The organism is Pokkaliibacter plantistimulans (assembly GCF_003194385.1).
GTDB lineage: Bacteria > Pseudomonadota > Gammaproteobacteria > Pseudomonadales > Balneatricaceae > Pokkaliibacter > Pokkaliibacter plantistimulans.
Window position 1 is genome coordinate 49,178 of sequence record NZ_LAPT01000047.1, and the last position, 26,329, is coordinate 75,506.

At 55.6% G+C, this 26,329-nt stretch carries 24 protein-coding genes; 14 read left to right on the forward strand and 10 right to left on the reverse strand.

Annotated features, from left to right (window positions below):
- Positions 1–37 precede the first annotated feature (37 nt).
- From WH50_RS11100 to WH50_RS11110, 3 genes are all read left to right on the forward strand, one after another.
- Entirely contained in the window at positions 38–478 is a 441-nt protein-coding gene (locus WH50_RS11100; protein WP_110187359.1) for a hypothetical protein, read from the forward strand.
- A 401-nt stretch (positions 479–879) separates the two neighbouring features.
- Positions 880–1,926 (forward strand): acyltransferase family protein, encoded by a 1,047-nt coding sequence (locus WH50_RS11105; RefSeq protein WP_165838391.1) that lies wholly within the window; start codon positions 880–882, stop codon positions 1,924–1,926.
- Between the two features lie 48 nt (positions 1,927–1,974).
- Positions 1,975–3,018 (forward strand): acyltransferase family protein, encoded by a 1,044-nt coding sequence (locus WH50_RS11110; RefSeq protein ID WP_165838392.1) that lies wholly within the window; start codon positions 1,975–1,977, stop codon positions 3,016–3,018.
- Positions 3,019–3,054: 36 nt separating this feature from the next.
- Here the strand turns inward: WH50_RS11110 and umuD are convergent, their stop codons facing one another.
- The 3 genes from umuD to WH50_RS11125 form a co-directional block, all read right to left on the reverse strand.
- Positions 3,055–3,540 carry a translesion error-prone DNA polymerase V autoproteolytic subunit gene (umuD, locus tag WH50_RS11115; protein WP_243410082.1) on the reverse strand — a complete coding sequence of 162 codons (486 nt, stop codon included), beginning with the start codon at positions 3,538–3,540 and terminating at the stop codon, positions 3,055–3,057.
- Between the two features lie 294 nt (positions 3,541–3,834).
- Positions 3,835–5,073 (reverse strand): YbiU family protein, encoded by a 1,239-nt coding sequence (locus WH50_RS11120; protein ID WP_110187363.1) that lies wholly within the window; start codon positions 5,071–5,073, stop codon positions 3,835–3,837.
- A 46-nt stretch (positions 5,074–5,119) separates the two neighbouring features.
- Complete coding sequence (locus WH50_RS11125) at positions 5,120–6,169, reverse strand: LacI family DNA-binding transcriptional regulator (protein ID WP_110187364.1); 1,050 nt, start codon at positions 6,167–6,169, stop codon at positions 5,120–5,122.
- 402 nt (positions 6,170–6,571) lie between these two features.
- Here WH50_RS11125 and WH50_RS11130 point away from each other — a divergent pair, with 402 nt between their 5' ends.
- The 5 genes from WH50_RS11130 to WH50_RS11150 all read left to right on the forward strand — a co-directional run bounded on the left by WH50_RS11130 (position 6,572) and on the right by WH50_RS11150 (position 12,143).
- Positions 6,572–7,828, forward strand: a complete 1,257-nt coding sequence (locus WH50_RS11130; protein ID WP_110187365.1) for an ABC transporter substrate-binding protein — start codon at positions 6,572–6,574, stop codon at positions 7,826–7,828.
- 187 nt (positions 7,829–8,015) lie between these two features.
- Positions 8,016–8,909, forward strand: a complete 894-nt coding sequence (locus WH50_RS11135; protein WP_110187366.1) for a carbohydrate ABC transporter permease — start codon at positions 8,016–8,018, stop codon at positions 8,907–8,909.
- Entirely contained in the window at positions 8,896–9,783 is an 888-nt protein-coding gene (locus WH50_RS11140) for a carbohydrate ABC transporter permease (protein WP_104157129.1), read from the forward strand. The genes WH50_RS11135 and WH50_RS11140 overlap by 14 nt, the downstream gene beginning before the upstream one ends.
- A gap of 345 nt (positions 9,784–10,128) precedes the next feature.
- The gene (locus tag WH50_RS11145) at positions 10,129–11,109 is read left to right on the forward strand and encodes a Gfo/Idh/MocA family protein (RefSeq protein WP_110187367.1); all 981 of its coding nucleotides are present in this window, start codon (positions 10,129–10,131) and stop codon (positions 11,107–11,109) included.
- A 14-nt stretch (positions 11,110–11,123) separates the two neighbouring features.
- Positions 11,124–12,143 (forward strand): Gfo/Idh/MocA family protein, encoded by a 1,020-nt coding sequence (locus WH50_RS11150; protein ID WP_110187368.1) that lies wholly within the window; start codon positions 11,124–11,126, stop codon positions 12,141–12,143.
- Here the strand turns inward: WH50_RS11150 and WH50_RS11155 are convergent.
- The gene (locus WH50_RS11155) at positions 12,119–12,556 is read right to left on the reverse strand and encodes a hypothetical protein (protein WP_110187369.1); all 438 of its coding nucleotides are present in this window, start codon (positions 12,554–12,556) and stop codon (positions 12,119–12,121) included. The two genes, WH50_RS11150 and WH50_RS11155, sit on opposite strands and share 25 nt — an antisense overlap.
- 357 nt (positions 12,557–12,913) lie before the next feature.
- Here WH50_RS11155 and WH50_RS11160 point away from each other — a divergent pair, with 357 nt between their 5' ends.
- Positions 12,914–14,050 (forward strand): glycerate kinase, encoded by a 1,137-nt coding sequence (locus WH50_RS11160; RefSeq protein ID WP_110187370.1) that lies wholly within the window; start codon positions 12,914–12,916, stop codon positions 14,048–14,050.
- Positions 14,051–14,069: 19 nt separating this feature from the next.
- Here the strand turns inward: WH50_RS11160 and WH50_RS11165 are convergent, their stop codons facing one another.
- The 4 genes from WH50_RS11165 to WH50_RS11180 form a co-directional block, all read right to left on the reverse strand.
- Entirely contained in the window at positions 14,070–14,531 is a 462-nt protein-coding gene (locus tag WH50_RS11165; protein WP_110187371.1) for a hypothetical protein, read from the reverse strand.
- A gap of 104 nt (positions 14,532–14,635) precedes the next feature.
- Positions 14,636–15,667 (reverse strand): patatin-like phospholipase family protein, encoded by a 1,032-nt coding sequence (locus WH50_RS11170; RefSeq protein ID WP_207780264.1) that lies wholly within the window; start codon positions 15,665–15,667, stop codon positions 14,636–14,638.
- Positions 15,668–15,916: 249 nt separating this feature from the next.
- Entirely contained in the window at positions 15,917–16,417 is a 501-nt protein-coding gene (locus tag WH50_RS11175) for a GNAT family N-acetyltransferase (protein ID WP_165838393.1), read from the reverse strand.
- Between the two features lie 105 nt (positions 16,418–16,522).
- Positions 16,523–16,939, reverse strand: coding sequence for a GNAT family N-acetyltransferase (locus tag WH50_RS11180; RefSeq protein ID WP_110187374.1), 417 nt, complete (start codon positions 16,937–16,939; stop codon positions 16,523–16,525).
- Between the two features lie 298 nt (positions 16,940–17,237).
- Between WH50_RS11180 and WH50_RS11185 the strand changes: the two genes are divergently transcribed.
- Positions 17,238–17,999 (forward strand): substrate-binding periplasmic protein, encoded by a 762-nt coding sequence (locus WH50_RS11185; RefSeq protein ID WP_165838394.1) that lies wholly within the window; start codon positions 17,238–17,240, stop codon positions 17,997–17,999.
- A 72-nt stretch (positions 18,000–18,071) separates the two neighbouring features.
- On the opposite strand, the gene WH50_RS11190 is transcribed toward WH50_RS11185, so the two are convergent.
- A complete protein-coding gene (locus tag WH50_RS11190) occupies positions 18,072–19,505 on the reverse strand; it encodes an NAD-dependent succinate-semialdehyde dehydrogenase (RefSeq protein ID WP_110187376.1) in 1,434 nt (477 codons plus the stop codon).
- 653 nt (positions 19,506–20,158) lie between these two features.
- Between WH50_RS11190 and hppD the strand changes: the two genes are divergently transcribed.
- Positions 20,159–21,241, forward strand: coding sequence for a 4-hydroxyphenylpyruvate dioxygenase (gene hppD, locus WH50_RS11195; RefSeq protein WP_110187377.1), 1,083 nt, complete (start codon positions 20,159–20,161; stop codon positions 21,239–21,241).
- Between the two features lie 79 nt (positions 21,242–21,320).
- Here hppD and WH50_RS11200 read toward each other — a convergent pair whose 3' ends face one another.
- A complete protein-coding gene (locus tag WH50_RS11200) occupies positions 21,321–22,163 on the reverse strand; it encodes an IclR family transcriptional regulator (protein ID WP_110187378.1) in 843 nt (280 codons plus the stop codon).
- A gap of 335 nt (positions 22,164–22,498) precedes the next feature.
- Between WH50_RS11200 and hmgA the strand changes: the two genes are divergently transcribed.
- From hmgA to WH50_RS11215, 3 genes are all read left to right on the forward strand, one after another.
- Positions 22,499–23,782: a homogentisate 1,2-dioxygenase gene (gene hmgA / locus WH50_RS11205; RefSeq protein WP_110187379.1), complete on the forward strand. Its 1,284-nt coding sequence runs from the start codon at positions 22,499–22,501 to the stop codon at positions 23,780–23,782.
- 256 nt (positions 23,783–24,038) lie between these two features.
- The gene (gene fahA, locus WH50_RS11210; RefSeq protein WP_110187380.1) at positions 24,039–25,367 is read left to right on the forward strand and encodes a fumarylacetoacetase; all 1,329 of its coding nucleotides are present in this window, start codon (positions 24,039–24,041) and stop codon (positions 25,365–25,367) included.
- Positions 25,368–25,573: 206 nt separating this feature from the next.
- Positions 25,574–26,305, forward strand: coding sequence for a carbonic anhydrase (locus WH50_RS11215; RefSeq protein ID WP_110187381.1), 732 nt, complete (start codon positions 25,574–25,576; stop codon positions 26,303–26,305).
- Positions 26,306–26,329 lie beyond the last annotated feature (24 nt).

Consider the following 26,329-nt stretch of genomic DNA (forward strand, 5'->3'; position numbering starts at 1 on the left):
GCCGGGGTCGGCATCCAAGCAGGAGAAACTGAACAATATGACCATGTTTGCGTGCGCCCGGCATCGATGCCGACCTGTGGCTCTGCTGGCAGGTTGCCTGTGCCTGTCCGGGTTTTTTGCGGGATCCGCGCTGGCAGAAGGCAGACTGCGGATTCTTGACTGCCAGATCACCCGCCATTGCGATGGCGCAGGGCAGTGCGCTGCTGGAGGGGAAAAGGTGGTCTTTCAGATGGCACCGCAGCATCTGGATGAGGGTGGCGCCGGCAGTTATCAACTGAGTTACGGGGCGCCGGGGCAGGGCGAAGTGAAATTGCCCATGACGGCAACTTCCTATGCGGGCCCGTTTTTGTGGAGCATGGCGGAGGAGCGTGACACTTTACTGGCCAGTTCTGAAAGCCTGTTTCTCTGGCACCAGTTGCGTTTGACGCCAACACCGCAGGCAACGGTGTCCTTTCTCAGCTGTACCCTGCGTCAATAGTGTGCCCTTTGCCAGCCCGCTGCAGGACTGGCTTCTGAATGTTTCCATTCATTCCACGGTTGGCATAGATCAGCATGAACTGGAGAAGTTGAGTACCACCCTGTACAGCCGCGCGGATTCTGCGATACTGTCGCCCGCAGGAGGCCGCATACCCAAACGACCTCCTGTATCTCCCTTACCTGTCTATTTCTTACGCTAACGTTCTTTCCCTGAAGCTCTCTTCTTACTCTGGATTCAGCGAGCCTGTGATCCGGGGTGATGCTGCGCGCATGTCATGGTTCGGGCGTATCCGTCGTCGAGTAACACAGTGTAAGGGAATTCCCCGCGGGGGGAGCTGTTTATTCCTTTGGTTGATCGGCAATAATCGCCAAGGGGTGGTTGGGCGCATCGGAGCAGCGTGTGTGACAAAACGTATTGTCGAGTTTGATTATCTGCGTGGCATCGCCATCATCTATATCGTCCTGGGGCACTCCATTTCCAATTCCGGACAGGGATTCCCGCTATGGCTGGAAAACCTGCTGCGAGGTGGGACGGGCGTTTTCGTTTTTGTCTCTGGCTTCTTCTTTCATCGTATTTTCTACCCACGGTTTGCCTACAAGGACTTCATGCTGAAAAAGCTGCAAAACGTCTTTGTGCCCTTTCTAGTAGTGTCGATGGTGGGCTTGCTGCTGCAGAGCGGTGAGCTGACCTTTATCCATCACAAAACATGGGATGTGGTGCTTGCAGCAGACTGGAAAACCCTGCAGACAGGCTTCGTGCTTTTTCCACACTGGTACATTCCTTTCATCATGCTGACCTTCGCTGTATCCCCCGTGCATAAGTGGTACATCGAGGCCAGGCCCGCCATACAGTGGGTGCTGTTTGCTGCCAGTTTTATTGCGTCGGCGCTGATCCATCGCGGCGAAGAAAACATCAACGTGATCCACTCGGTGTTTTATTTCACGCCTTTCTATCTGCTGGGCATTCTCTATTCCCAGTATCAGGACAGCTTCTATCGTCACGACAAGGCTATCCAGTGGCTGTGCTGGATCGTGATGATTCTGGCGGTCTATATGCAGACTTACGTGGATGCCCATGTCGGTAACTACCACAAGCCCGCCTTTGAGTGGCGTGGTGTGGACTGGCAGATGGTGCAGAAGATGGCAGCCTGCATTCTGTTGCTGGAACTGAGCCGCTGGATGGTGGGTAAGCCCGGTGCGGATCACCTACATTTTCTTGCCCGTATCAGCTTCGCTATCTTCTTCCTGCATCCCATTTTCGCGGTCATTATCGGCACTACCATCTGGTACGCCGGTACTCATTATGGTGTGCATTTACCGCAGACACTGGGGTGGAGTCTGGGCTTCTCGCTGTTGATGTATCTCTATCTGATGTATTGCACCGTGGCTCTGGTGCTATTGCTGAAACGCTGCCTGGGAGAGCGCAGCCGTTGGGTAATGGGTTGGTAAGATGCCAGCCCTTTGCCATCCATTTTCGTGCTGCATGGAGTGACAGCCGTGAATCATCGTATTCTTGAATTCGACTATCTGCGTGGCATTGCCATCCTCTACATTTTATTAGGCCATTCCATCTACAACTCAAACGAAGGCTTTCCGGTACTGCTGGAGAACCTGCTGCGCGGTGGTACGGGAGTGTTTGTCTTCGTTTCTGGCTTCTTTTTCCATCGGGTGTTCTATCGCCAGTTTGAATATCGCTCCTTCATGGTGAAGAAGATTCAGAATGTCTTCGTGCCTTTTCTGGTGATTTCCGCTGTCGCCATTGTGCTGCAAATGAATGAATGGCTGTTCATCCACGGCAATACCTGGGACGAAGCGCTGGAAATTGAATGGAAGATTCTCCGCGATGGCTACGTGCTGTTCCCGCATTGGTATATCCCGTTCATAATGCTGACCTTTTTGTTGTCACCATGGCACAAGGCCTATATCGAGAAGCCTCTGGCGCTGCAGCTTGGGGTGCTGGCACTGAGCAGTGTGGTGGCGGTTTTTCTCCAGCGTGGTGCTGACAACGGGCCGATACAGTCGCTGTTCTATTTCACCCCGTTTTACCTTCTGGGCATCCTGTATTCCCAGTATCAGGGCTGGTTTGAGCGCAACAAGAAGCCGTTGCTGATGCTCTGTGCCGTGCTGGTGCTGGTAGCGCTGTACATGCAGACCTATGTGTTCTTCCATGTGGGCAACTACCATAATGCGCCGCTGCGTTTCCGTGGTGTGGACTGGCAGTTCATACAGAAAATGGCGATCTGCTTACTGTTGCTGGAGCTGAGCCGCTGGATGGTGGGCAAGCCGGGTGCGGATCATCTGCACTTTCTCGCCCGTATCAGTTTTGCGCTCTTCTTCCTGCATCCCTTCCTGTCGATGGTGGTAGCTGACGGGCTGTTATTTCTGCATAACGTCTTCGCTTTCGACATCCCGCATAACACCCCCTGGTCCATGGGAATGCTGGTATTCCTGTTCCTGTTCCTGACGTACGGCACGGTTGGGTTGATTCTGTTACTCAAACGCTGGTTAGGCCACAACAGCCGCTGGGTCATGGGCTGGTAGTGCGCTACCTGACAAGGTGCCATCTGCCTGGGGTGGTTAATTGCGCAGCATCGAGCGGATGACATGCGCAACCACCCCGAAAATCTCCAAATCCATACCCTCGTTGATGCTGATCGGCAGCTGACGGGAGTTCAGAGGTAACAGGCGAAGCTGAGGCTGGGTCGCCAGCTTGCGTACCATGAACTGCCCGTTCAGACGAACGACCACCAGATCGCCATGGCGTGCCTGCAAGGCGCGATCGACCACCAGAATGTCATTGGGAGCAATGCCCATACCCTGCATGGCCTCGCCACTGGCGCGCAGGAAAAAGGTGGCTGTGGGATGTTTCACACAGAGTTCATTCAGATCAAGGGGGTGATCAACGCTCTGCCCATCACGTTCTGGCAGGCTGGCGTAGCCCTCGGTCACCAAGCTCTTGCCCGTCTCACGCTGTGGCTGCGAACCGCTATGGTTGAACAGCAATGACAGGCCCAGGTTCTTGAAGAAACCGCTACGTCCCAGCAAGGTGATCTCATGCATCATGGCTGACCTCATTGAATGTTTAGGCAGAAACGACGAACTACTGTGTGAGCTGTGTATTTATACAGTGGTTTGTTGGGCGAGAAAAGATGGGAAGGATAAAAATGCTGTATGAAAAAACAGTAATTCAGTAAGTGTTTGATTTTGAATGGCAGTAACTATCACTGAAAGGTGCTGCAGGAAGGGGGTCTTGTAAGAAGGGATTGCAGGAAGGGACTGCACCATGAGGCATTCACAGCCCCATGGTGCGTTCAGTGATGCTTTATGCAGATCGCAGGAGCAGATCGTGAAGACGTCCTAATAGCCCATTTGCCGTCTGCCCAGTTCCGTCAGGTCGTCAGGTAAGGCTCTGCCAGTGAAGGCCACTTCGTAATTCTCCGGAGCAAAGTCTGGGGACGATTCGCCTGCTTCAAAGGCGGGCCGTTGCAACGCCAGGAAGTCGCGATTCTTCTGGCAGTCGGGAGCGGCACCTATATAGATCACATTGCTGTAGCCCTGACCTTTGTTGTGATCTTCGACACCATGAATCACATCCGGGTGCCACCACACGGTATCGCCGGGATAAACCGTCGGGATGGGCACAAAGGCCTGTAGCAACAGCTGATGATACTTTTCCGTCACGGACAGGGCGCGACCGGCTTTAGCGCCACAGAGCTCATCGTCTGGCACATCATCCTGCAGTGCCCGCAGCAGCATCCAGGCCATGGCATCCGCGATGGGGACGAGGTTCAGGGTGCCATCTCCCGGACCTTGCTGGCTCATGGCCGTCCAGCCCTGATAGGTACGGAACATGCGGCAGACCGCCGGTGAGGGGATCTCCACAGCTTCGGTGCGGTACAGGGAGTCAAATGGCTGGTAGGCTGCCAGATCGCCGCCGAATACGTGGCGGTATACCTGGCGATAGCTGGGTTCGATCCAGCGTTCGATGGTGCCGCCGTCGACATGAGGTGACAGACCCAGTGTCTTGTCCCCCGGCTCACGCTGGCGTACACGATCAGCGTAGCTGCATTCCTGATCAGGATTGAAGACCTGCTGACCGTCATATTCGAAGGTCCACAGCCGGTTGAGCCAGCGCCGAGTGAGAGCCAGCTGCTCCGACTGACGTGCCATCACCTGTGGTTTGGACCAGTACAGGCCAAAAATTTGCGGGCGACCGCTGGCTAACGCACTGAAGTAGTTGTCGAGCCCGCGTTTTTCTACCTCCTTGCTGAAGTAGTCATTCTCGTTGACGTACTCCATCAGCTGACGATTCCACTCATCCACCTGTTCACGCGGGAACACGTTGCGCACCACCACACAGCCGCGACGGCGAATACGTGCCTTGAGTTCCTCCATACCGTCATCCTGCAGGTCGGCAAAGTCCACCTCCGGGATGGGAGATTCCCCGTTGGCTACGCAGGCCTGAATTTCCTCTACTTGCTGCTGGATGCGAGCTGTCATGGCGGCAAAGCGTTCTGGCAGGTCACTGATCTGTGCTTTCAGCAGGCGTTTGGCTTCAGCAATGCGAGGGCGGAACTGTTCGGGATCAAGGCTCATGGTGCAGGTCTCCAGAGGCTGATATTGGATTTATTGTGGGCGTCCGTTATTGCGGTAGTTGCAAGTGAGTAAGCACGGGAAGGGGCTCCGGCTGTTCACTGCTTCTGATCAGTTGCAGGATCTGTTCAGCCATGATGCCGCCTGCCTGTTGCAGGTTTTCCTTGAAGCGGATCAATGGCAGGTTGAGATAGTCGCCGATGCTGGTGAGCTGTTTGATCGCAATATCCACATCGCTGCCAATAACGCGGCCACGACGTTGCAGCAGGGAGATCACCGGCAAGGCGGCGGTTTCTTCGGGAATGAAAAACGCATCGCAGTCCTGCCAGACGGTATCGGCATAGGCATGAAGCTGTTCCGGCAAGGTGTTCAGATCCACTCCCTCAGCTATCAGCCGGGGCAGACCCGCTTCATGCATGGCACGGCTGTAGCCATCGAGAATATGCCCGCGGTAGGTGTTACGCGCTGGTGGCAGGATCACCCTGATACGCGTGCGGCCGCGCGCTATCAGTGCCTGAGTGGCCTGATAGGCAAAGGTTTCATTGGCAAAATCACAGTAGCTGTGAGGCGTTACCATTTCGGTACGACCGTGGGTGACAAAGGGCATGCCCACTTCGCTGAGGTATTTCACCCGCGGATCCTGTGGTTGGGTATGGGTCAGGATCAGTCCATCAGCAGCACGACGCTCCACCAGATAGCGCACGGTATCCAGTGGGCTTTCGCCAGGCTGTTCAGGTACCACTATCAGGTGGTAGCCGGAGTTGATCAGGCCGTCGCTTATGCCCAGCAGCATCAGGCGGGCGAAGGCGTGCAGCCGGTCTTCACGGTTGAGGACAAAGGCGATGACCTGGGTCCGGCCGGTCTTCAGGCGCACCGCTGCTCGGTCCTGGTGATAGCCGAGACGTTTGGCGGTCGCCAGTATTTCCTCGCGGGTTGCCTCACGCATGGGGCTGCCGCCCGACAGGGCACGGGATACCGTCGCAATGGAAAACCCGGTGGCCGCTGCAATCGTCTTGATGGTGGCGGAAGCTCTGGTCATCGATCCGCTGGTGGCTTTCATCACTGGGCTGCGGTCGGGCTTATCGGCTGTACTGACCATCTCGGTGTCGTTACCTGTTCAGGGTCTTCTGCAGTGTGTTGTGAGCGCTGTTGCTGCTCACTTCCTGCGGCTGAGTCTCGGGTTAAAACAAAATGAAAACGTTTTCATTTTGTGCGGGAACTATAGAGCAAGCACTCAGACAAGTACAACCTGACCCAGATAAAAATCCACTTTGACGAAAAACGATCTCTTTGCTAAGCCTTTATAGCCTATGAAAACGTTTACAGAGCGGGGCGGTTAGTGCCTCTGCAGACGGTTCTTCAAATAGCCGTTGAACCGCATCCTGTCGAGTGAACGAAGTCTGAAAGAGCTATGCCATAACAGAAAAGCTATGCCGTAACAGAAGAGCCATGCAGTAAAAAGCGCCGCAAAGGCAGATTCCAAAAATAAGGAGAATAAGTAATGAATCTGAAGAAACTGGTCGCAGCGGTTGGTTGCGCCTCCATCGCATTGATTGCCGCACAGAATGTTCAGGCCGCCGGAAAGGTAGAGGTGCTGCACTGGTGGACCTCGGGAGGCGAGGCCAAGGCGCTCAATGTACTCAAGGATGACCTGCAGAAAAAAGGTATTACCTGGGAGGACATGCCCGTCGCTGGCGGTGGTGGTGAGGCTGCCATGACCGTTCTGCGTGCCCGGGTGGCCTCTGGTAATCCCCCGACAGCGGCGCAGATGCTCGGCTTTGATATTCAGGACTGGGGCGCGCAGGGGGTGGTAGCCAACCTCAATGATGTGGCCAAGGAAGAGAACTGGGATAACGTCATTCCTGCGGCCATCCAGCGTTTCTCCAAGTACGACGGCAAATGGATTGCGGCACCAGTCAACGTCCACTCCACCAACTGGGTGTGGGCCAACAAGAAAATTTTTGATGAGCTTGGCCTGACACCTCCTACCGATTTTGATGGCATGGTCAAGGCGCTGGACAAGATCAAGGCCGCTGGTTATGTCCCGCTGGCTCATGGTGGTCAGGCCTGGCAGGACGCCACTCTGTTCGACAGCGTGGTGATGACGACAGGTGGCCCTGAGTTCTACCAGAAAGCGTTGATCGATCTTGATCAGGACGCCCTCAAGTCTGACACCATGAAGCAAGTGTTCGAGCGGATGCGTATTCTGCGCAGCTATGTGGATGACAACTTCTCAGGCCGTGACTGGAACCTGGCGTCTGCCATGGTGATTGATGGCAAGGCCGGTATGCAGATCATGGGTGACTGGGCCAAGGGGGAGTTCCTCAATGCCGGCAAGAAACCCAATGAAGACTTCCTCTGCTTCCGCTTCCCCGGTACTCAGGGCACGGTCACGTTCAACTCCGATCAGTTTGTCATGTTCAAGGTTGGCGATGACCGTGCCGAAGCGCAAAAAGAACTGGCCAAGGCCATCCTCTCTCCGACTTTCCAGAGTGCCTTTAACGTGGTCAAAGGGTCTGTGCCTGCACGCACCGATGTGTCGGATGCCGCCTTCGATGCGTGCGGCAAGAAAGGCATGGCAGATCTGAAAGAGGCGGCAGACAAGGGCACCTTGCTGGGTTCAATGGCCCATGGACATGCCGCGCCTGCCGCGGTCAAAAATGCCATGTATGACGTGATCACTGCCCATTTCAACAGCGATATGTCCGCCGAAGAAGCTGTGAAGCAGCTGGCCGGCGCAGTGGCTGGGGCGCAGTAACTCACAAATCGCCTTTGTCTCCTGTCGCTCTGAGCTGACGCCCTGCCATTGATGGCATGGCCTCAGCTTACGGGCTCGGAATAACCATGTTGCCCCGGTGTGCTGCACCGGTGGCGACGAGGCGGCTGGCATCGTACCTGTCTGATTACAGGTGGAAGTCGACCCGGCCGCAACAGGGTCAAGAACCATGCAAAATTACCAACGCGATTGGCTCCAGCGCATGCTGCCCAGGTTGGCACTTTCTCCCAGTCTGGCGGTGATCCTGGTCTTTGTGTACGGCTTTATCGTCTACACCAGCTATCTGTCTTCCACCAATTCAAAGATGTTCGCCTCCACCGATCTTATCGGTCTGGAGAACTACGTCAGGCTGTTCAATTTACCGAACTGGCATCTGGCACTGAAAAATCTCGGCATTTTCGGTGGGCTCTACATTCTGATCTGCGTGTGTCTGGGCCTGTTTCTGGCCATCCTGCTGGATCAGAAAATTCGCGGCGAAGGGTTGATTCGCCCGGTGTATCTCTACCCGATGGCCGTCAGCTTTATCGTCACTGGCACCGCCTGGAAGTGGTTTCTCGATCCCGGTATCGGGCTTGAGCATGTCATGCACCTGTGGGGCTGGGACAGTTTCACCTTCCGCTGGATCAAGGAGACCAACACCGCCATTTATTGCGTGGTGATTGCGGCGGTGTGGCAGTCATCCGGTTTTGTGATGGCGATGTTTCTGGCCGGTTTGCGCGGTATCGACAATGAGGTGCTGAAGGCGGCTCAGGTGGATGGTGCATCGCCTTACCATATGTACCGGCGCATCGTGATTCCGATGCTGCGGCCGGTATTTCTGTCGGCGTTCGTGGTGCTGGCGCACATGGCCATCAAGTCCTATGACCTGATTATTGCCCTGACCAATGGCGGGCCGGGCAGGGCGACGGAGTTACCCGCCACGTTCATGTATTCGTACACCTTTACCCGCAATCAGATGGGAGTGGGGGCGGCATCAGCCGTCATCATGCTGATGACGGTAGCAGCGATCATTGTGCCTTATCTGTATTCCGAGCTGCGGGAGCGTCAACATGAGCGTAACTAGCAAAAGCGATGGTGCAGCCGTTCGCACCAGCCAGGTCATGCGGCGGGTCATTTATCTGGTCCTGCTGCTCTTTGTACTGTTCTACCTGTTGCCGCTGTTTGTGATGGTGGTTAACTCGCTCAAGCCCCTCGATGAAATTCGCAGTGGCAATATGCTGGCGCTACCTCATATGTGGACGCTGGAGCCCTGGCTGGAAGCCTGGTCGAAGGCACAGATAGGCGTGCAGCCCACCGGCCTCAAGCCATACTTCGTCAACTCCATCCTGATCGTGGTGCCAGCAGTCATGCTGTCCACCCTGTTCGGAGCCATCAATGGTTATGTACTGACCAAGTGGCGCTTCCCCGGCCATAAGCCAATATTTGGCCTGATGCTGTTCAGCTGCTTTATTCCTTTCCAGATTGTGCTGATTCCCGCTGCCAAGATTCTCGGCTGGCTGGGGTTGGGAGGCACCACCTGGGGGCTGGTGGCGGTGCATGTGGTCTACGGTCTGGGCTTTACCACCCTGTTCTTCCGCAATTACTACGAAGCCTTCCCGACCGAGCTGGTGCGCTCTGCACAGCTGGATGGTGCGGGGTTCTGGCAAATCTTCTACCGCATCTTACTGCCCAGCTCTGGCCCGATCATTGTGGTGACGGTGATCTGGCAGTTCACCAATATCTGGAACGATTTCCTCTTCGGTGCCTCGTTCAGTGACTATGACTCCCAGCCTATGACCGTCGCCCTCAACAATTTGGTGAACAGTTCCACCGGCGTGAAGGCTTATAACGTCCATTTTGCCGGTGCCTTGCTGGCCGCCCTGCCCACACTCATCGTCTACGTGGTGTCAGGGCGTTATTTTGTCAGAGGCCTGATGGCGGGGTCAGTAAAAGGCTGACGGGCATCACGTTTTTCCACCTGACGCTGGGCCAGTAACGCTGTTACTGGCCCATTGCTGTCAGAAGGTGTTCGCGAGCTCAGGCCAGACAGGGGCTGACGAAGGACTGTTACTCGTTAATAAGCTGGTGAGTCTGACAGGGGGCCGCGAAGGTCTTTCCAGTGCCGAGTGATTGGTGCGCGGCTGATCATCAGCAGGTTCCGGGCAAAATGTCATCGCCTGCTGGCATATACCGCTGAGCTGACCATAATCATTGATACCGCCCGACAGCCAACATCCTCTTTTTGCAGATCCGCAGTGTATGGGTGATCTGCATTTCCAGTGATCTGACAGGAGCTCCGCTTAATGCATTTCGGAATTCTAGGTAACGCCAAGATTGCTCGTACTCAGGTGGCGCCGGCCATTATTGAGGCTGGCCATCAGATTCATGCCATTGCTTCGCGCTCGCAGGAGCAGGCGCAGGCATTTGCCGATATGTTCGGTGTTGCCCGGTGCTATGACAGTTACGAGGTTCTGTTGGCTGATGAGCAGATTGAGGCTGTCTATATTCCCTTACCCAACCACCTGCATGTGCCCTGGGCGCTGAAAGCCATTCAGGCGGGGAAGCATGTGCTGTGCGAAAAACCTATTGCCCTCGATCTGGCGGATCTGCATCCGCTGCTGGATGCCGTCAAACACAGTGACCGCGTGGTGATGGAGGCGTTCATGGTGTGTCATCACCAGCAGTGGCAGGCCATTCATGACACCATTCTGCCCGCCATTGGCGACGTGCACGCCATCCATGCCATGTTCAGCTATGCCAATGATGACCCTGCCAACGTGCGTAATGTGGCCGAGTGGGGCGGCGGCGGTCTGCTGGATATCGGCTGCTATACCGTTCTGGCGGGTCTCTGGAGCTATGGTTGTGAACCGCTGTCCGTGCAGAGCGTGATGGATATTGATCCGCGTTTCGGTACCGACCGCCTTACCAGCGCACTGCTCGACTTTGGTCAGGGGCGAGTACTGAACATGACGGTGTCTACTCAGCTGGCCAAGTACCAGCGTATCGTTCTGATGGGGCGCAAAGGCTGGGCGGAGCTGGATGTGCCTTTCAATCCGGCGGTAGAAGGCACCCGTATTCGCATGGAAACCGGCGGTGAGCTGGGCACTGGTCTGGAAGTTTTGCTCCCTGCGCAGAACCAGTACGCGGCGATGGTCTCCGCCTTTGTCGGGCATACTGAATCCGGCAAGGGCTGGAACAATCTGCAGCAGTCCCATGCCTTGATTCAGGTGCTGGACAAGATTCGAATGAAGGCTCATGCACCGGTGCAGGGGGTTGTACTGTGACAGGAGGAAAAGCGATGAGCAGCTCGATGAAGTGGGCAGTCGTTGGCGCCAGTACGATTGCCGCAGAGTGGATGATCCCTGCCATTCGTAGTCAGGGTGATGAAGTGGTGGCGATCTTGTCGTCAAGCGAGAGCCGGGGGCTGGACTATGCCAGCCAGCATCTGATCGCCAATGCCTATACTGATCTCGCCACCTTGCTGGCTGAGCAGAAGCCGGACGCGGTCTATATCTCCACCACCAATGAGCTGCACCGTGATCAGTGTATTCAGGCGGCACAGGCAGGCGTGCATGTACTCTGTGAAAAGCCACTGGCGCTTAATCTCGACGATGCCGTTGCCATGGTGCGCGCCTGTGAAGATGCCGGTGTGGTCATGGCGACCAATCACCATTTACGCCATGCCATTACCCATCAGGCGCTGCGTGAGCAAATAGCCAGTGGTGCGGTTGGTACGCCTTCGGCAGCAAGAGTGTTTCATGCCGTGAGCCTGCCGGAACATTTGCGCGGCTGGCGGATAAACAAAGCCGATGCGGGCGGCGGCGTAGTACTGGATATTACCGTTCATAACGCCGATACCCTGGCATTTATTCTGGGCGAGTATCCGCTGTCGGTCATGGCCATGACCCAGAACACAGGGATGGGCGAAGGCATTGAGGACGGCGCCATGAGTGTCTGGAGGTTCCCTTCCGGGTTGCTGGCCTATACCCATGAGAGTTTTGCCACGCCTTTTGCCGATACCGGACTGGAAGTTCACGGCGATCAGGGCAGTCTGGTGGCCAAAGGCGTGATGACGCAGCAACCGACCGGCGATGTCTGGTTGCGCAATGGGGAAGGGCGCATGCGGTTACCACTGGACCATCACAATCTTTATGAAGAGGGCGTCAGTCAGTTCCGTCAGGCTATCTTCTCTGGCAGCCATCCGGCGGCGGATGGCTGGGCAGGCGTTCGTTCACTGGCGGTGGCACTGGCCGTGCTGGCCTCTGCTCGCAGTGGTAAAGAAGAGGTCGTCGATTACGGTGCAGCGGCCCCGGGCTGAGTTGCCGGACGATAAGCCTGACAGCTGGCGGGCAGCCAATACCAGGGCAACCTGACACCTGAGCAACGCCATTGAATGCTGCCCCCTTCGGTCAGGCTGGGGTTGAAGATCAGTCCGCCACCTGCAAAACGCTCGTCTTTCATGTTGACGCGCAGAATGCCATCCCGCTCCCTGATCTGGACACTGTCGATCATATCCGGCAGTGGTTTGATGTAGCCTGCCTGTTTCAGATCCGCCGGGATGCGTTTGTTGAGCAGGTAATAGGCACCGATGTCGTCACCGATGGCGCGTGCTACCTGCTCGGCGGTGGCCAGCTCGCTTCGGGCCTGTTGTGCCTGATAAGCAGCAACACTGCCCTGCACCGGTGTGACCAGCAGATAGCTGGCATAGAGAACGGAAAACAAATCAAGCATGGGGAAGCATCCTGCCTGCTCGTAAAGACGGTGTGTAGGTTGTCACGGTACTGATGGTCATGGATTAGCCGGTGCAGGTATTGCCTGAGGCAAAAGACTGAACGCTAATCCACAGTCCATAAAAGGGCTGTTATGGTACCTCCCACCCTTTCACGTGCATAGCCACTGGCTCCTTTCATCTGTATCAAAGCTTGTGCAAGGCAGGGAAAGCCCGCTATTTGTATAGGGGCCTGATCATAACCTCATGTGCGCCTGCCATGTCGAGCAGGAGTGCCGACGGTGACAGAGCGGGTTCCCGTTCTGAAAAAGCAGGTCCAAACAGCCAACTGACAGCGACCCATCAACAAGGAGTAGCGGATGCACATTGTTATCGCCCCCGATTCATTCAAGGAATGCCTGACTGCCATGGAGGTGGCTGAAGCACTGGCCGACGGACTACGAACGGCACTGCCGGATGCGCACTGTGAGCTGGTCCCCATGGCTGACGGTGGCGAGGGAACCACCGCGACCCTGTTACAGGCGCTGGGGGGCGAGCGTGTTGATGTGGAGGTGCATGGGCCATTGGGCGGGAAAACCTGGGCCTATTTTGGCCTGATTGATCAGGGTAAGACCGCCGTTATGGAAATGGCTGAAGCCAGCGGATTGCATCTGGTGCCACCCGACCAGCGCAATCCGTTGCTGACCAGCAGTTTTGGTACGGGGGAGTTGATTGAAGCGGCCCTGACGCGCGGGGCACAGCGTATTGTGCTGGGTATTGGCGGCAGCGCGACCAATGACGGTGGAGCAGGGATGCTGATGGCATTGGGAGCGACCCTGCTTGATCAGACCGGTGCACCGATTGCGCTGGGCGGTGCGGCGCTGGCTATGCTGGCCAGCCTTGATCTGTCGACGCTTGATGCGCGGTTGGCACAGGTGCAGATCGATATCGCCTGTGATGTGACTAATCCACTGTGTGGGGAGCGTGGGGCATCTGCTGTCTTTGGTCCACAGAAAGGAGCCAGCCCGGAGCAGGTGATACAGCTGGATCAGGCATTGCTGCACTTCGGCGCCATGCTGGCGGGTCAGAGTGGTCGTGATGCGCTCAATCATCCCGGTACGGGCGCGGCAGGGGGTCTGGGGGCTGGGCTGTTTGCCGGTCTGGGAGCGGAGTTGCGGCCGGGTATTGAGCTGGTAATTGATACGGTACAGCTGGAAGACAAGATCGCGGCAGCTGATCTGGTGCTGACAGGCGAAGGGCGCATTGATCACCAGACTATATATGGCAAGACCCCATTTGGGGTGGCTCAGGTGGCACAGCGTCTGGGCAAGCCGGTGATTGCGGTGGCGGGGAGTGTAGGCGAAGGCTACGAGATAGTGCATCAGCATGGCATCAACGCGGTATTCAGTATCAGCCCCGGGCCGCAGAGCCTGCTGCAGGCACTTGCCAGCGGCAAGGAGCAACTGACCAGAACCGCACGCAATATCGGTGAAATGCTTAAGCTCCCTGCCAGATAGAGCAGGGCTTCTGGTTGGACTACTTGTGGAGGATATAACTGGTTCTAACCTTGTCGCTGCCAACCACCGCGGTCAGTGTGCTGGCAAGCGTATCCATTTCAGTAAAGCCACGCAGGCGCTGGACCTGTCCGAAGCGATGATGGACCAGAATGGAGTCGATATTTCTGAACTTGCGTTGCAGGGTCAGACGGTCAATATCCGTCAGCAGGGTGGTTCGCAGGTTGTCACCCTGGCTGACCTGCAGCTCGGTATCGGTAAGGGTGAGGCGAATATGTCCGGCCTCGTCGCGCCAGTAGGCCAGATGCTGATACTTGTGCCATGCCAGCCAGAACATCATCGGTGCAAAGATATACATTTGATACTGGTTGTTCTTGTACCCCAGATACAGCGCACCGATTCCCAGGAGCACCAGCACGACGGCAAAGATCTGAATATTGCGCTGTTGGCTGCGAATAAAGGCGGGGCTGATGCTGAAAGTCATAGGGTGTGGCTCGGCAGTTAAGGCGAGGCCACACTATACCTTATCCCGCTGGGTATACCTCAACTCCCCTTGCGCGTGATGGCGGCGAGTTACAGCGGGATATCTCAGAGGCCCTGACCAAACAAGGCTTTCAGGTCGATGGTAGAGTCTTTCCCCAGCTGCTGGCGGTGGCTGTCCATCCATAATGCGGCCTGCACACGGCCCATATCGCGCAACATCTCAAAGAAGGGCAGATAGGCCACCAGTTTGGATTCGGTCGGCAGGGCAAACATGCGCTCATCAGGGTCTATCATGTGGAAGCGGATGCGGGCCAGATTGCGCTCCAGCCGGCCGTAGGGCAGCCAGGATAATCCGGCAAAGTCGCGGGCCTGCACGATCATGCGCATTTCCCGCAGAAAGGCACTGTTGAAGGCAATCTCCATGGCGCGATTCTTGATTTCCTGTGCGGAGCGCGGCAGCTCTCCAAGGCGCATGGGAGACAGCAGAATGAGCAGGATGTCATCGCTCTTGCACTCATAGAACAGCGGAAAAATGGCCGGGTTGGCAGAATAGCCGCCATCCCAGTAGGGTTCCCCTTCAATCTCGATCGAGTGATGCAGCGTCGGCAGACAGGCGGAGGCAAGCAGGGCGTCAGCCGTCAGCTCGTGGCGATGAAACAGCCGCAGGTGCCCGGTATTGGCATTGGTGGCAGCGATAAACAGCTTAAACGGACTGCACTGGCTCAATCGGGCGAAGTCGAACTGGCTCTCAACAATCTTGCGCAGCGGATTGTGGTCCATGGGGTTGAGCTGGTAGGGCGAGAAGTAGTGGGTCAGGCCCATGACGAAGTTGAGGGCGGGTGATACGGTCAGCTGATCATTGTCATTCTGGCTGGCCAGCTGGAAAGGCGCACTGCTGGCGACTGCGTGCCAGAAATTCTGCAGCGCCTGTCGGGCACCTTCGCGGCCCTGTTCCATCCAGCCATGGGCCATGGCAACGGCATTCATGGCACCTGCGCTGGTGCCGCTGATACCTTCAAACTCGCAGTAGCCATCTTCCAGCAGATAATCCAGCACACCCCAGGTAAACGCGCCATGGGCACCTCCCCCCTGCAAGGCCAGATTCAATTGCGGATTCCGTTGGAAGAGTCGTGCCATCACTGTCTCCTTTACTTTCTCGCTCGCCTGATCATCGCCGTCTGCAATGATTGTGCGGTGCGACATGGGAAAAGTTAATGGCCGATGCGTTACAAATTAGTTGAATTGCTGGTAGTGAGAGGCTTTTAGCATTGAGGTTGCTCGGCTGCTAACGGGCAGTAAAGTTTCTGACCAGAGGTATTCTTTCGCTGGAAGTAAAGTATCAGGCTGTTAACTAACACATTATTTATTTGTCTGGTGGGCCTATTGCTATAGGCGTAATTCCAGTTCCTGTTCGTTGACTGACGTTCCCCAGCGTCTGCTGTGATGCTCATCTATCAGCCGGAATCCTGCTTTGTCATAGAGCTGTCGGGCCCTTTGCAGGCCTTCAAATGTATGCAGAAAGATATTTTCATAGTGGCGCTGGCGGCAGAAGGCCAGAGCGCGCTGCAACAGGGTCTTGCCGACACCGGTTCCGCGCAATGGCTCATCCAGCATAAACCAGCGCAGCTGTGCGCCTCGTTCCCGCAGATGCAGGCTGTCTACGGCAATACAGCCTGCCAGTCTGTCCTCGAACAGGGCACAAAGCAGGCAATCCTGACGGTCATCAAAACGTTCGGCGAAGGCAGCGATTTCCATGGCCAGCTGTGACTCGAAGTAGAGGCCGAAGTTCCATTCCGTAGCGTAGTACTCGGCATGCATCGCCACCATGTTGCCAATCACGCCGGGAAAGAAGCCGGGTCGGATGTGTACTGCGTTGATGTCAGCCATGGCCACACCTGTATTTGCCAATGCATTCTGTTGACTAGCGTTGTTGGGCACGGGCTCGCTGCATCGTGAACAGGTTTTCCGCCTGCCGCACCTGCTTATGCCCATTCAAGTATAGAGCTTGTGCATGAAGTAGCGCTGGTGACCGGGAGGAAAGTTAGCTATCTGACCGACGATGGTGAAGCCCAGACGGGCATAGAACTCTCTTCCCTGAAACGACAGGGTGTCCACCTGTGCGGCGGTGCAGCCGCGTGCCCGTGCTTCCTCTTCTGCCCTCTCCATCAATTGACGACCCACACCGCTGCGACGGCTGTCTGCCGCCACCCACACCACTTCAACCAGAAAGTGACCATAGATGGTACGGCCGCCGACGCCGCCGACCAGCTCCTCCCTGTCATTCCATGCCAGCACATTTAAGGGACGGGCGTCGTTATAACCCATGACCTCGGTGTTGTACTGGCGGACCAGGGTATAGAGCTGTTTGACAGCATCTTCCTGCGGTGAATCAAAACACTGGATTTGCATGGGGTTACGTCCTTTTCAATAAATAATGGCAAGCGTTTTCGGTAAGTCAGTGGGTCGATGGAACTGTCGTATTCCGCAGTCAAAGAAAAGCAGGCCTGCGGCATAGTTGTAAACGGCGCTGATAGTGCAGTGGTTGACACCATCGGCGATATCGCGACCAGAGGCGAGGTCTATACTTTAGCAGTTGTTGATAGATCCGCCCGGCGCAGGCTGTGCTGATTATCGGGGCATGAGCTTCATTCCATATCAGGGCGCAGTCATGGCACGCAGTAGAGTGAAGTACAGAATTGCTGCTGTTTTGACCTGGCTTCTGCTTGTTTCAGGAGCACTGCAGGCCGCGCCGTTGCTGATTGCAACCGATGAGTTACCCCCCTATACCAGTCGCAATCAGGCGGACAGCTTTCTCACCGATTTGTTGACTGCGGTGGGTGAGCAAATGGGCGAACCGTTGACGATGACCTTTATGCCGTGGAAGCGGGCTGAGTCATCAGTGGAAGACCAGAGTGTATGGGCGGCAGTCCCTTACGTGCCCACGGAAGAACGTAAGAAGAAGTTCCTTTTCTCTGATCCCCTCTATAGCAAACAGACCAAATTCTTTTACTACAGTGCCAGCTGTAAACCCATTGATATCCAGTTCGAAGTGTTGAAGGACCTGCGCATCTTCCGCATCGGTGCAGTGCGGGGCTATTACTACGAGAAGATGTTCAACGATGCCAAACTGTACGTGGAATACGTGAATGGCGAGGTGCAGAACTTCCATAAATTGCGGGAAGGACGGATCGACCTGACACCAGCGGTAGAGGTAGTGGGCTGGTATCTGATAAGGAAAGAGTTTGGCAAAGAGCTGGCCAAATGCTTCTTTACCCTGCAAATGCCGCTGCAGACCGGTGCCAACTATCTGATGATGTCGCGTAACTGGCCCGATGCCGAGCAGATACTTGCCCGATTCAACGAAGCACTGCGTGCGCTCAAGGCCAATGGTACCTATCAGCGTATTGCCGAACAGCACGGCATCATCATGCCTTACATTGCCTTGGAGGACTGGCAGACCAGTCCCTGATGGACACGTTCCTGAGGAATACTGAGACCTGCTCGGCAGGGCGTGCAGGTCCCATGAACAGGCGTGAACGCATTAGCGCCCAGCAGTGGTCACAAAGCGGGTGTCGAGATAAGACTCGATGGCTTCGCTGCCCCCTTCGGTACCATAGCCTGAATCCTTCATGCCGCCGAAGGGCACTTCCGGCAAGGCGAAGCCAAGATGGTTAATGGTCAGCATGCCGCTTTCAATGTCATTGGTAAGTGCGGTAATGGTGGCGTGGGAGCGCGTGTAGGCATAGGCCGCCAGACCGTAGGGCAGACGGTTGGCCTCGGCCACCGCTTCATCGTAATGGGTGAACGGATTGATCAGGGCTACCGGGCCAAAGGGTTCGTCCGTCATGGCACGGGCGGTCATTGGTACGTCGCTCAGTACAGTGGGCTCGAAGAAGAATCCGGCTCCGGCAATACGCTTGCCTCCGGTTCTGACGGTGGCTCCTTTCTCTACGGCGTCGTTAACAAAGCGCTCGATGGATTCCAGACCACGCTTGTGTGCCATCGGACCCATGGTGACGCCTTCGTCCAGACCATTACCTACTTTCAGCTTCTGTACTTCCGCAACGAACTTCTCAATGAACTGTTCGTATACATCCGCATGTACCAGGAAGCGGGTAGGGGAGATACACACCTGTCCGGAATTACGGAATTTGGCACCGGCCAGATCGCGGGCCGCTGCATCCAGATCGGCGTCGGCAAAGACCAGCACGGGGGCGTGGCCACCCAGCTCCATGGTGGCCTTTTTCATGTGCTGACCCGCCAGTGCTGCCAGATGCTTGCCTACTGGGGTAGAGCCGGTGAAGGAGATCTTGCGAATCACCGGATGGGGGATCAGGTATTCGGAAATTTCTGCGGGTACGCCATACACCAGGTTGACTACACCCGCAGGGAGACCTGCATCAGCAAAGGCTCGAATCAGTTCGGCAGGTGACGCGGGGGTATCTTCCGGGCCTTTGACAATAAACGAACAACCTGCCGCCAGCGCTGCAGACAGCTTGCGTACCACCTGATTGATAGGGAAGTTCCAGGGGGTGAATGCGGCTACCGGGCCGACAGGCTTTTTGAAGGTCAGCTGCTGGACATCGGGCTGACGCGAAGGAATCACCTGACCGTAAGTGCGGCGTGCTTCTTCGGCAAACCAGTCGATGGTATCAGCAGCGCCCAGTACTTCGGCTTTGGACTGGGCCAGCGGCTTGCCCTGCTCCAGTGTCATCAGCTGGGCAATGTGATTAGCACGCTCGCGCAGCAGGTCCGCCGCTTTGCGCATGATCTTGCTGCGCTGCACCGGCGAGCTGTTTTTCCAGCCATCGAAACCGCTTTGTGCAGCGGCCAGCGCCTTGTCCAGATCGGCTTTCTCGGCGTGAGCAATATGGCCGATCACTTCTTCCGTGGCAGGGTTGATGACCGCAATGGTCTTGCCGCTCTGGGCATCTTGCCATTCACCGTTGATAAACAGCTGTACGTTGGGATACATGTGTGGCTCCGTTAAGTAGTCCGATGTGACAAGTAGGCAAGATCTGCGCCTTGCTGGGTTCTAACATACGGTTAAGCATGTCAAAGCCGGACAGTCGTTATGGGGGTAGCCACGTCTGATTCATAGAGGCAGCGGCGATGAATCAGACTGTTGCGATAGCTGCGGTAAGTTCATAGATGAGGCAGTGGACAGGTCCGGCCCTTGTACTGTGTTGAATGAGGCTCATAAACAGAAGGAGTGTGCGAGATTTTGCTGTCCTGGCTTGACTCAGATCGCCAGCTGGGTAGTATGGCTTTCAAATTGCGTAATTAAATTTCCGTATGCGTAATTTATTTGGTGGTCGACATGGCTGCCAATAATCAAACAGTGCTATCAGGTATCAAGACTATGCAGCACTACGGATTCCAGCTTCTGATCGGCGACTACCTTGCTCGCAGTGTGCGCGGCATTGTCTGTGCGCCTCCCTCTTTCTGCTCCTGACACCTTGTGTACAGCGGCCCTTTCCGGGGGCGCTGTTTATGAGCATTCAACCGGTGTCTTTATCCTCCAGGCAACCGATGCAGCCGTGATGCATCTTCGCACTGCCAGCTTCAGCGCATACTGATGCAAATCTGCGAGCAGTGCTTCCATACAAGAATAACGAGGAACAGAACATGTCTGATTTATTTGAAAACCCCATGGGGCTGATGGGTTTTGAGTTTATTGAACTGGCTTCTCCTACGCCCGGCGTGCTTGAGCCTGTGCTGGCCATGATGGGTTTTACTAAGGTAGCGGTGCATCGCTCCAAAGCGGTGGAGCTTTATCGCCAGGGTGATATCAATCTGGTCGTCAACAGTGAGCCTAAGAGCAACGCTGCTTACTTTGCCTCAGAACATGGCCCATCGGTCTGCGGTATGGCTTTCCGGGTGCGGGATTCCCATCACGCCTACGCCAAAGCGCTGGAACTGGGCGCGCAGCCAGTGGAGGTACCGACCGGCCCCATGGAGCTGCGTCTGCCTGCAATTAAGGGCATCGGTGGTGCTCCTCTGTACCTGATTGACCGGTTTGGTGATGGTTCATCCATTTACGATATCGACTTCAACTATATCGAGGGTGTGGACCGTCATCCGCAAGGTGCGGGTCTGAAACTGATCGATCACCTTACTCACAACGTCTACCGTGGTCGTATGGCCTACTGGGCCGGGTTCTACGAGAAGCTGTTCAACTTCCGGGAGATTCGCTATTTCGATATCAAAGGCGAATACACCGGCCTTACCTCGAAGGCGATGACGGCACCCGATGGTATGATTCGTATTCCGCTCAACGAGGAGTCATCCCGAGGTGCGGGGCAGATCGAAGAGTTCCTGATGCAGTTCAACGGTGAAGGTATCCAGCATGTGGCTTTCCTTACCGACAACCTGCTGCAAACCTGGGACAAGCTAAAAGACCTGGGTATGCGGTTTATGACACCTCCGCCCAATACCTACTATGAGATGCTGGCAGAGCGCCTGCCGGGTCACGGTGAGCCAACCGATGAGCTGAAGGCCCGAGGTATTTTGCTGGATGGCTCATCGGAACCGGGCGACCGCCGATTGCTGCTGCAGATATTCTCAGAAACCCTGCTGGGGCCGGTTTTCTTCGAGTTTATCGAGCGCAAGGGTGACAGTGGCTTCGGCGAAGGTAACTTCAAGGCGCTGTTTGAATCGATTGAGCGTGATCAGATTCGCCGTGGTGTGCTGGATACCGAGTCAGCCTGATCGTCGATTACGTGACGTGCCGCCGGGATGTCTGGCGGCACGTCAGATCGTGAACACGCTGTGCGAAGCTCAATCACCCTCAGATACGCAGACCACCCAGACGCTGACTGATCTCCCGGGCACTGGCAATGATGGCCTGTGCAGCAGCGCCTGCGGGATCAGCATTGAAGCCTGTAGCCGAGCCCACCATGGTAATCACCCCACACAACTCGCCACCTGCTTTGAACAGAGGCGCAGACAGGGCATTCACTCCCGGTAGTAACAGCCCATGAACAGCATGCAGACCTTGTGTGCGGATGGCAGCTGCTTGTTGCTCCAGATCGGTCGCGAGTAAATGAGGAAGGGCAGAAACTTCCTCGTCCCGCAGGGCGCGGGTTTCTCTTTCTGGCATGAAGGCCTGAAAGACCAGACCGGTAGACGATGTGAGTAGCGGTAACACAGATCCTACCTGGGTGACCAGCGTCACAGCGCGTACTGCTTGTTCCACATGCACCACTGTCGGGCCTTTGTTACCCCAGACGGCCAGAAAGCAGGTTTCATTAAGCTCATCGCGCAAAGCAGCCAGTTGTGGTGTGGCTATCTTGACCACGTCCAGCCTGCCCAGGGCAGCAAGTCCGACAAAGAGTGCTTCCCGACCCAGAGCGTAATGGTTGGTCGTGCTGTCCTGCTCGGCAAAACCGCTGGCAATCAGTGCCTGCAGATAGCGATGCACCTTGCTGGCGGGCATGGCCAGATGTTCTGCAAGGCGGGTAAGGGAAGTGGCTGGGGCCAGTTCGGCCAGACCTTTGAGAATGTCGGTGCCAACTTCAGCAGATTGCACTTTCTTGCGCCGTGGCGCGTTGTCTTCGCTGGAAAATTCCTGCAGAGACAGATCATCGTCTTGCCGGGTTGATGTATTGCTGCTGCGTGTTGCTCTGGCCATGTGTACTCATCGGTCGGTGGGGAATCTGCTGCAAGATTTGGCTAAAAACCTGTTACTGGGCACCGTACGTCAACCTCCCGGTGTGACAGATCCCGCTGACACAGGGGCTTGTGCTCCGTCTGGCAATCGCTGGCAGAGGGTTAACAGGTTCTTAACCATGAATCGTTTGCTGTTATAGCTTGACGCTGTTGAATATTCAAATTACCTTTTGCGTAATTAAATTACGCAAAAGTGAAATGTGTTATTGGCGCTGCGACCAGTAGCCTGTCAATTCAGGCGATACTGACCGCGCCACTGAACCAGACGATGACTGAACAACAATAAGGAGACGGGTTATGCACGGTGCAGAGCGTCACTATCAATCGGGTTGGGGTAACGAGTTCAGCAGTGAAGCACTGCCAGGTGCCTTGCCTCAGGGGCAGAACTCGCCACAGAAAGTACCCTATGGTCTGTATGCGGAACTGCTGTCAGGTACGGCTTTCACTGTGCCACGTGCGGAGGCCCGTCGTACCTGGCTTTATCGTATTCGTCCGTCGGCCGCACATCCGCGTTTCTGCAGGCTGGAACGTCAGCTGAATGGTGCTGAACTGGGCACTGTTACACCGAATCGTCTGCGCTGGAATCCTTTGCCCTTACCACAGGGCAGGACGGACTTCATCGATGGTATGCAGCGTATTGCGGCCACTGCCAGTGCCGATCAGGCCACGGGGATCAGCATCTATCGCTACGTAGCCAACGTATCGATGGAGCGGGTGTTCTTCAATGCCGATGGTGAGCTGCTGATTGTCCCTGAGTCTGGTCGCCTGAGTCTGGCAACCGAAATGGGTGTGCTGGATATAGAACCGCTGGAAATTGCAGTGATCCCACGTGGAGTGAAGTTTCGGGTCAGTCTGCTGGATGACAACGCTCGTGGGTATATCTGTGAAAATCATGGTGTTGCATTGCGCCTGCCGGACCTGGGGCCAATTGGCAGTAACGGCCTGGCCAATCCCCGCGACTTCCTGACGCCGGTAGCCGCTTTTGAGGATCGCTCCGAGCCCACCGAACTGGTGCAGAAATTCCTGGGTGAGTTGTGGGTAGCACAGCTTGATCATTCACCACTGGATGTCGTGGCCTGGCACGGGAACAACGTGCCCTACAAGTATGACCTACGGCGTTTCAATACCATCGGTACGGTCAGTTATGACCACCCCGATCCATCGATCTTTACTGTGCTGACGTCGCCCAGCGGGATACCCGGTCAGGCCAATGTCGACTTTGTTATTTTCCCGCCGCGCTGGATGGTCGCAGAGAACACCTTTCGTCCTCCATGGTTCCATCGCAACCTGATGAACGAGTTCATGGGGCTGATTCAGGGTGCGTATGACGCCAAGGCGGAAGGCTTCCTGCCCGGTGGCGCATCACTGCACAACTGCATGAGTGCACATGGACCTGACAATGCCACAACGGCACAGGCCATAGCCACCGAACTGAAACCCCACAAGATCGATAACACCATGGCCTTTATGTTCGAGAGTTGCGTGGTATTGCGCCCTACACCGCAGGCTCTGGAAGGGGAGGAGCTACAGGCAGACTACGATAGTTGCTGGGCAGGCATGAGTAAAACGTTTACGGGCTGAGCAGCCGTTAACTGGCCAGGTAGTGCGGTCTTTTAACAGGTCGTTGAAAATCTATCTGCGTTGCCGAATACCGCGTCAAAAACAGGCTCAAAATGCTCATTTAGTCCACTAAACTCCGCTTTTTCGCCTGTTTCTTGTGCCCTCGGGGTATTTCCTTGTCTCGGCTGCCTCGATAACGTTTTTCAACAGCCTGTTAAAGCATAAAGCGAGGGCGGGCAGGTAAGGCGCTTTCCCTCCGACAACAAGAGGAATTCTCATGACACAGAGTCTAACGTCACATCAGCCGGTACGAAGCTGGGTACGCAGTGCAAATGATCACCCCGACTTTTCCCTGTTGAACCTGCCGCTTGGCGTGTTTCGCGTCGCCGGAGAGTCTCCTCGTGGAGGTGTGGCTATCGGTGACAGCGTCCTCGACTTGCGCGTGGCGGTGGATGCCGGACTATTTGTTGAAGTGGAGCAAGGGCTGGCTGCTAAGGCTGCGGCACTGGCAGCAGGCAGTCAGCTGAACGCCTTCTTTGCACTTGGAAAGCATGCGCGCGTACAGTTCCGGCAGGCGCTGCTGGCATTGCTGGAGGAGGGCAGTGTCTATCAGGTACGGATGGAGGCATTGGGCGAAGCGTTGCTGCGCCCAATGAGTCTCTGCGAGATGCTGCTGCCTGCGCGCATTGGTGACTACACTGACTTTTATGTCGGTATTAACCACGCGATGAATGTCGGCAAACTCTTTCGTCCTGATAATCCTCTGCTGCCCAACTATAAGTATGTCCCTATTGGTTATCACGGACGCGCTTCGACCATTGCTGTATCGGGTGCTACGTTCCATCGTCCTAAGGGGCAAACCCTGCCGGCCGGGCAAACTGTACCGGTATTTGGCCCCAGCAAAAAACTGGATTTCGAGCTGGAGCTGGGCATCTGGATTGGCAGCGGTAATCAAGTCGGTCAGGCCATCCCTATCAGTGAGGCCGCTGATCATATCGGCGGCTTCTGTCTGCTGAATGACTGGTCCGCACGCGATGTGCAGGCCTGGGAATATCAACCTCTGGGGCCTTTCCTGTCGAAGAGTTTTGCTACCACGGTGTCGCCCTGGATTATCAGCCCTGAAGCCCTGGCACCCTTCCGTAAAGCTCAGCCCAGCCGCCCGGAGGGGGATCCTGAGCCGCTTGATTACCTGCTTGATCACAAGGATCAGGCTGAAGGCGCCTATGATATTGAACTGGAAGTGTTGCTGCTGACGGAAAGAATGGCTGCTGAGGGCATGGAGCCAGAAGTCATTTGCCGCAGTAACACCCTGAATATGTACTGGACGGTGGCGCAGATGGTGACACATCACAGTGTGAACGGTTGCCAGTTGCAGTCAGGTGACCTGTTTGGATCAGGCACGCTGTCTGGCAAAGAAGAGGGGGAGTTCGGATCATTACTGGAGCTGACCCACGGCGGCAAGGAGGCTCTCCAGCTGGCAAATGGCGAGCGTCGTACGTTCCTCGAGGATGGCGATGTCATTGTCCTGCGTGCCCGTTGCCATGCCGAAGGCGGGGGCTCCATTGGTTTTGGTGAGTGTCGGGGGAAGGTATTGCCTGCTTGCTGAAACCATGTCAGCTCACCGTTGATGTTTCTGTTGGTGGTACAAATTTACACAATATATGTGCAGTTATTCCTCTATTCTTCCCGCTTGTTGGAGGCTTGAGATTGATCTGTGGCGCCATGCCCTGATCAGCTTGAGTATTTGGTGATACCTCCTGAGCCCATCAGAGAGGGTATTTCACCTGGTAAGTTGTAAGAATAGAGGTGCACATGAAGTCGTCCATACTGGCTGTCAGCCTGATGTTACTGCCGTTATCTTCGTTGGCTGCCGAAGGCAGCAATTGGGGGTATAGCGGAGACATTGGTCCGGAAAACTGGGCAAAACTGAGTTCGGACTATGTTTTCTGCAAAGGTAAGAACCAATCGCCTATCAATCTCACCGGATTCACAGAGGCGCATCTGGCACCGCTTGAATTTCACTACAGTACAGGTAAGGCGGAAATTTCACATCTTGGTCATACCATCAAGATTGCGACAGCCGCAGGCAGTTATATCGAGGTAGACGGTGAGCCATTTGAGCTGAAGCAGTTTCACTTCCATACGCCCGCTGAGAACCTGATTGAAGGTAAGTCTTACCCATTGGAAGGGCATCTGGTGCATATAGACAAAAATAGCAATCTGGCTGTTGTTGCTGTGATGTTTGCTGAAGGAGCTGCCAACCCCATCCTGAGCCAGGTTGCCAGCACAATGGGTAACAGTAAGGCTGCACACATTGAATTGTCTCAGCCACTGTCGGCTGAGGCACTGTTGCCAGCTGACAAGGAATATTTTCGTTTCAGTGGTTCGTTGACTACACCACCTTGTACTGAAGGAGTACGCTGGTTGGTTATGAAACAACCGATGACCGCCTCGAAAGAGCAAATCAATGCGCTAACAAAGGCGGTGCCGCATGCCAACAATCGCCCTGTGCAACCTCTGAACGGAAGGCTGGTTTTACAGTGACTGCTATCCGCAACATCAGGCTGG